Source organism: Capnocytophaga sp. oral taxon 329 str. F0087 (assembly GCF_000213295.2).
Taxonomy (GTDB): domain Bacteria; phylum Bacteroidota; class Bacteroidia; order Flavobacteriales; family Flavobacteriaceae; genus Capnocytophaga; species Capnocytophaga leadbetteri_A.
Genome location: NZ_KN390059.1, coordinates 1 through 2,873, shown reverse-complemented (window position 1 = coordinate 2,873; position 2,873 = coordinate 1). Strand labels below are relative to the sequence as shown.

The window sequence follows — 2,873 nt, the reverse complement described above, 5'->3', positions numbered from 1 at the left end:
CCCATTTTATAGGAGCAGGCATACAAGGCAAGTAACCACTTGTGCTAGGCTTTAGCTTGCACTGACCAAAAGGCATTATATTCACATTGGCTTGTTTGTCGCCCTCAGTAGCAATAGACTTGTCCTCAATAGTTACAAAATCCTGACTTGTTACAGTAAGTTTGCTTTTGGTAGTGCCTTGATTGCAACTGAGTTCTGCGGTATTGGTGATGATATCCATAGTGTGATGTTTTTTAAGGTTTGTTACCCAAACAACTTATCCCAAAAGCTCTTATGGTTTTTGTTAGCTTGGTATTTTTCCCATTGTTCTTGCTCAAAAGCTTTCCACTCTTCTTCAGTATAGGTTTTGCCTTGAAAAGTAGTGTTTTTTGATGAAGTACTTTTCTTCTTCTCTTTTTTCCTTTTAAAATTAGGAGCTAAAAGCACTTCACCTGTAAAACCATCTATCTTATAGACTTTATATTCATCTTCAAAAGATGTAGGTATAACTATTTGATAGCATTGATGTCCATCAAAATAACCTCTAATAATACTTATATTATTAGTTTTATCACACAAGTCTATCTGATAGTCTTGTTTCATTTTCTTTATTAAATCATCTAAAGAAAATGTAAAACCTTCATTCATATCTTTCTTTTTTATTAGTTCTCCATTGGTATCGAAATACTCCCAAGAACCAATAGCCATTGAGCAGAACAGAAAACCTTTCATCAACTGTACTTTTTTAATAGGGTCGTATGTGTAGAAATACTCATAAGGGTCTTGTGTATTAGAAAACCTTAAAAGAATTTCTTTTCCTCCTTTTTCTATTTCAACTCTTTCTATACCTTTCTTTAAGTATGAACTATTTACAGTAGCAACAAAAGAAAGGTCTGCTTTCCAATCTTTAAAATAATCTTCGTTAAAATACTTCATATCTCTTATTAAATTATTACTTTCTTGACTTTTACAAATGTAAGTGCCTATTATCAACAGACAAAACAGAATTATTCTCAACATTTTTGCGATAATTTTAATTTAACAATAAGCCATTGCCAATGCCACAAACTTTTTGTTTTACCTTGTACATAGCTCATAAGGTTAGTGGTAGTACTTTTTTTGAATATATACTTTCTATTAGCTTCTTTTATAGGGGTGTCTTCCCTATGTGTGTGATACAAACCTAAGCAGTGAAAAAATTCATGAGCCATTGTGCTTTTATATCTATTAGACTTAAATAATATAGCATTATCTCCTCCAATTTCCTCACCTTCTCCAGGTCTTTCATCATAAGTTTCAACCTCCATTAGAAAAATAAATTGATAACCTTTCTCATATATCTTATTTTTTAATAAACCATCTTCATTCTTGTCGTTTAAAAATGCTTTTTTTACTTCAGAAAAAAAGTTAGGTGCATTTTGCCAAATAGCTTTATCAATATATTCATCTTTATGTTTTTCAGGATTCTTTTCTTTCTGTTCTTTGTAATTGTATGTAAATTCTCCATAAACATATTCTTTATCTTTTTCTATGACTTTAAACCTTTTGTCTGAAGACAAATCTAAAATATTTAAAGCCTCGCTTATCAAAGGAACAATTAGTGATTGATAACTAAAACTATAAAGGGAAGCTATTTCTCCGTCTTTGATTTTTCCTGTATTTTGCACATCTGTTTTTACCTTTACTAATACAATTTTTTGTTCTTGTCTTGCTGTATGGTCATTTTTTAAGACAATAAGTTTCCCAGCTAATACTTTGCTTTCCTCTCCTTTCCCATCTTTTGGGTAAGCATAAACTTTTATTTCCTTATCACTGTCTAAATCTTTTAAGCAAATAATTTTTACAGTGCCACTCTTTTCTAAATTTTGTTTAGTTTTATACGGTAAAATAGTTTTGTCTATCTCAAAGTATTCTTTTTCATAAACAAATTTTAACTCTTTTATTTCTTCTGAGATGCTTATTAAAAGCTGTAATTCAACCTCATATTTAGGAAATACTCTTGGAGGATTAGGTGAAGCTGCTAATATATCTATAAATTCTTTTGAAAACATAGTAAGATAAGGTACATAGTATTTAAAACCAGGTAAATCAGGATTACCTTTTATGAGAATTGATTTGTATTCCTCAGAGAAAGATTTATAAGCCTCTTGAGGACTTAAATCTTGTCTTGTTCCATTAGTGAAATTTTTATTATAACCTCCTTCTAAAACACCAAGATAGTCCTCTTCATTAGGGAGTGATAAAGATGAATCTTCTATTCTAAACCAATCAAACCCAAATTCACCACACCAAGAGTCTAAAGGTCTGAAATGTACTACAGCTAATCCTATTTCTTCAGCTGGAGTAGATGGTACCTCTTCTGCTTTTTGAGTATATTTATTGCCTTGTTTCCCTTTGAGTTCTGCGGTTCCTAAACTGTTTACAACTGCCACATTATCAGAATGTACAATAGATTTTTCTGTACCGAGAAGTTTAGCTTCTTTGGCTTCAATATCTATGGCATTTGTGGTGTTTATCAAAGCGCTATTGCTGAAAAGATGCATAAAGCCATTGATTTGTTGTTTGAACCAAGAGCTAAATACATATATTTTGTTAAGGGCATTGAGGATGTAATCGTTGGTAGTTATTTCAGTTCTTTCGGTAGCATTCATTATAATACGTTGGGCATTGAACTCTAAAGTAGCTCCATTGAAGCTGATCTTTTGTTTGCCGTCCATATAAATACTATTGCCACTGGGGTCTTCTAAAAAGAGGCTACCATTACTATCATTGATTTTTATCTTTACTCCGCTGCGGGTTTGTATGGCTTTGATATCATTGTTTTTGTTATGGAAAGGGCTGTATTCCTTGCCATTGTAATTAGATCCTAATACATAAGGACGTTCTGCATTTTG

At 31.7% G+C, this 2,873-nt stretch carries 2 protein-coding genes and 1 pseudogene; all 3 read right to left on the bottom strand.

The genetic code is table 11. The features are described from left to right. Positions 1 to 220, bottom strand: a 220-nt coding sequence (locus HMPREF9074_RS12190; protein WP_034540755.1) for a PAAR-like protein, incomplete at its 3' end; no start/stop codon positions are given. A gap of 23 nt (positions 221 to 243) precedes the next feature. Next, entirely contained in the window at positions 244 to 915 is a 672-nt protein-coding gene (locus tag HMPREF9074_RS10790) for a hypothetical protein (protein ID WP_196774068.1), read from the bottom strand. A gap of 77 nt (positions 916 to 992) precedes the next feature. After that, positions 993 to 2,873 (bottom strand): annotated as a pseudogene (locus HMPREF9074_RS12465) (Rhs element Vgr protein); the annotation flags it as partial.